3 protein-coding genes are annotated in these 2,919 nt (G+C 61.5%); 1 reads left to right on the top strand and 2 read right to left on the bottom strand.

The genetic code is table 11. The features are described 5' to 3' along the window. A partial coding sequence (locus KHQ28_RS28315) for a HipA domain-containing protein (RefSeq protein ID WP_211777786.1) occupies positions 1-533 on the top strand: 533 nt, incomplete at its 5' end. A gap of 16 nt (positions 534-549) precedes the next feature. On the opposite strand, the gene KHQ28_RS28310 is transcribed toward KHQ28_RS28315, so the two are convergent. Both KHQ28_RS28310 and KHQ28_RS28305 read right to left on the bottom strand, forming a co-directional pair. Beyond that, positions 550-1,842, bottom strand: coding sequence for a glycoside hydrolase family 10 protein (locus tag KHQ28_RS28310; protein ID WP_002904794.1), 1,293 nt, complete (start codon positions 1,840-1,842; stop codon positions 550-552). A gap of 141 nt (positions 1,843-1,983) precedes the next feature. Continuing rightward, positions 1,984-2,919: fimbrial protein (locus tag KHQ28_RS28305; RefSeq protein ID WP_211777785.1), on the bottom strand; the 936-nt coding region annotated here is incomplete at its 5' end.

Below are 2,919 nucleotides of genomic sequence, written 5' to 3'. Positions count from 1 at the left end.
CGATGAAATATGAGTCTGACGGCGGGCCGGGTATCGCCGCGATCATGACCTTTCTGCTGGGCTCGAGTGAAGCGCTGAAAGATCGCTATGACTTTATGAAGTTCATGGTCTTCCAGTGGCTGACGGGGGCGACGGACGGTCACGCAAAAAACTTCTCAATTTACCTGTTGCCCGGCGGCAGCTACCGCTTAACACCGTTCTACGACATTATTTCGGCGTTTCCGGTGCTGGGCGGCACGGGACTGCATCTGCGCGATCTGAAGCTGTCGATGGGGCTCAATGCTACAAAAGGGCGTAAAACAGAGATTAACGCCATCTATCCGCGTCATTTTCTGGCGACGGCCAAAGCGGTGAACTTTCCCCGGGAGCAGATGCTGGCGATCCTCCAGGAGTTTGCCGGGCATGTGCCGCAGGCAATCGAAAGCGCTCGCCGGACGCTGCCGGCGGACTTTTCCAGCCACGTCTGGCAGGCCATTACAGAGAACATGCTGAAGCTGCACGCCCGCCTGCAGCAAGGGCTGCAGGCGCTATAGCAGAGCCGGCTGGCGGCTAGCTCTGCGGCTGCCCCCAGCGGCTGCGCAAATAGTTAACCGCCTGCCGGGTTTGCGGCTGATTGAGGTTGTTTTCGCGGAACAGGATGGTGCCCTGGATCTGCGGCAGAGTCTCATTGAGATCGAGCTGCTTTTTCAGCTCCGGCACGCCGCCATCCACCGTCCAGTCAGGCTCATTTTTGGACGGTTCACCCACCTTGTACAGCGCCACGCCGATATACAGCCGGGTATGCGTCGGTTTAACCACCTCGGCCCACCAGTTGGCCAGCACATCATAGCGCGCGGCATCGCGGGCAAACGGCCAGTAGATCTGCGGCGCGATGTAGTCGAGCAGTCCCTGCTGCACCCAGCTGCGGGTATCGGCATAGGATTCATCATAGGCGGCCGCGCCCCGGGTATCCGACCCCGCCGGATCGTGCGAGCGGTTGCGCCACACCCCGGCCGGGCTCACGCCAAACTCGACGTTCGGATTGAGCTTTTTGATGGTGGTGGAAACCTGGGCTATGAGCTGCTGGGTGTTATGCCGCCGCCAGTCGCCCTTCGAGGCATAGCCCTGCCCGTAACGGCGGAAAGTCTCGTTGTCGTTAAGCGGTGAAGAGGCGGTTTCGGTGTAGAAATAGTCGTCGAACTGCACGCCGTCAATCGGGTAGTTCTGCACCACTTCAGCGACGATGCTGGTGATCCAGTCCCGTGCTTCGGGAATGCCCGGGTCGAGGACAAAGCGATCGCTGGCGGTGCGGATCCAGTTACGGTGCAGGACGAACACGCTGGCCGGTACCTGGGTGAGGGTGTTGTTCAGCTCGGCAATCGTCGACGGTTTGGTGTTGACCGAGACGCGGTAGGGGTTAAACCACGCGTGAACCTTCATGCCGCGCTTGTGCGCTTCATCCAGCATAAACTGCAGCGGATCGTAGCCAGGGTATTCGCCGATTTTGCCGGTCAGCATATCGGACCACGGCAGAATATCCGACCGCCAGAGCGCCGTACCGTCCGGTTTCACCTGGAAAAAGACGGTGTTGATCCCCAGGCGCTGCAGGTTATCGAGTTTAGCGATCAGCGCCAGCTTCTGCTGCGTGATGCGGCTCTCCGGCGTGCTGGCGATAATCGACCCGACCGGCGGCCAGTCAAGGCGCGAAACGGTGGTGAGCCACACGCCGCGCACCGGCTCCCGGTGCGCCTGCCCGGCTTTGACGGCGGCAGCGTTCGGCGGCGTGACAAGGGATTTAGGGGCTTTACTGGTGCAGCTGAACAGCATGCCAGCGGCGATGAGCGCCGCGCCTGCCAGCGCCACTTTGCTGGCTAAGGGGAATCGACGAGAATGGCTGATGATGAACTCCCGTGTACTCAGATCGTCGCGTGTAGGCGCTATTCTCTTACGATTCGCCGGTCAGAGCAATTCCTTCATCCGCTTCATCCGTCGGTTCGCCATCGCCTAGTCATAATGCAAGGTATAGGTCGCGACGGCCGACACCTGACCGGCGGTGATCCGGGAACGTGTCTGGTAGTAGCGGGCAGTGAGCGGCAGGGTAAACCGGCCCGCGCTCGCGCTGCCCAGCGTCATCTCATGATTCAGTACGACCGGCTGACGATGGTAAAGCAACTGCACGCCAATACCCTGCGCCCGATCGTCGGTGGCGTCATTGCGCAGAACGCCATGCCCCCGGGCGGTGAGGGGCTCCGCGCCGTCAACACGCAGGGAAATAGTCACAGCGCTGTTGCAATCCAGTTGCAGCGCGAAAGGGGTGTCGCCGGTGGTTTTGCCGACGCCGCCGAAGTGGTCAAGCATCGCCGCAGGGAGCTTAATCAGGGCTGGCGTGGCGTCATTCACTGAACATCCCGCGGTGCTGATCCTGCCGGTTAAGTCTAACGCGGCCAGCGGGGTATGCTCCGCCATTAAAAAGCGCTCGCTGTGATACTCAAGCTCGCCCGGTGTCGCCGCGGGACCGGTTTTAATGAGCTCAATCGTCAGGCGGAAATAGCCCAGTTTCCACACCGCATCGGGCAAGGCGGCGGGATTGTCCACCCGTTGGCTAAACGGCGAGGGCGTCGGCCGGTCAGGAAAGCCGCCATAGCCGCCGATAGCGCGCAGCGATACGCGAACGCCAATGCCGGCGAGGTTAGTTTGATAAACCGTCGGTCGCGTCACTCCCCCGGACAGCAGACTGTCCAGCAGCAGCGGTGACAGCCCGTGCGGATCGTCCGCGCAGCGGATCCACTGTTCGCCGCCGTCGCTAAGGCGGTTCCAGGCGAAACTTTTATGATACAGCGGGGTGCCGGGTCTGGCGTCAGCCGGAACCGTGAGCTGCCCCACGTTCAGCCGAAGGGTGGAGGCCTGGCCGCGGACAAACACTGGCGTACAGGCCCATCC

This window comes from Klebsiella sp. 28, assembly GCF_018223905.1.
GTDB lineage: Bacteria > Pseudomonadota > Gammaproteobacteria > Enterobacterales > Enterobacteriaceae > Klebsiella > Klebsiella pneumoniae.
The sequence above is the reverse complement of the archived record's forward strand: the minus strand, read 5'-3'. Positions and strand labels throughout refer to the sequence as shown.